This window comes from Wolbachia endosymbiont of Drosophila barbarae, from assembly GCF_044752445.1.
Taxonomy (GTDB): Bacteria; Pseudomonadota; Alphaproteobacteria; order Rickettsiales; family Anaplasmataceae; genus Wolbachia; species Wolbachia pipientis.
Genome location: NZ_JBIXJM010000051.1, coordinates 1 through 544, shown reverse-complemented (window position 1 = coordinate 544; position 544 = coordinate 1). Strand labels below are relative to the sequence as shown.

2 protein-coding genes are annotated in these 544 nt (G+C 37.1%); both read left to right on the top strand.

Annotated features, from left to right (window positions below):
- A partial coding sequence (locus ACIPNH_RS00690) for a head decoration protein (protein ID WP_400770949.1) occupies positions 1-203 on the top strand: 203 nt, incomplete at its 5' end.
- A 37-nt stretch (positions 204-240) separates the two neighbouring features.
- The coding region (locus tag ACIPNH_RS00685) for a major capsid protein (protein WP_400770946.1) at positions 241-544 on the top strand (304 nt) is incomplete at its 3' end.

Below are 544 nucleotides of genomic sequence, written 5' to 3'. Positions count from 1 at the left end.
GAACAGATGGCACACAAACAGCGATAGGTGTAATAGTAAGTGATGTAAATGCAATAGAAAATACTAAAGCAGTAATTATTACTCGTGTTGCAATGCTAGCTGATCATGCGGTTGTGTGGCCAGCAAATATCACTGAAGAACAGAAAGCTGCAGCAATAAAGCAACTTGAAGCACGAGGAATCATTATCCGCAAGGGAGCTTAAAAAAACTATTAAAAACACAAAAGGGGGGAAATAAAAAATGCAAAATCCATTTACAAGTACAGCATTTAGCATGACGGCACTAACAAATGCGATAAATATATTGCCGGTAAATTATGGACGAGTTGAAAATTTAAATTTGTTTCCAAGTAGGTCAGTAAGATTTAGACATATTACCATAGAAGAGCAAAATGGAGTATTAAGTTTACTACCAACTCAGTTACCCGGAGCGCCAGCAACAGTAGGAAAAAGAGGAAAAAGAAAGGTAAGAACATTTACGATTCCACATATTCCACATGATGATGTAGTGTTACCAGAGGAAGTACAGGGAATAAGGGCATTTG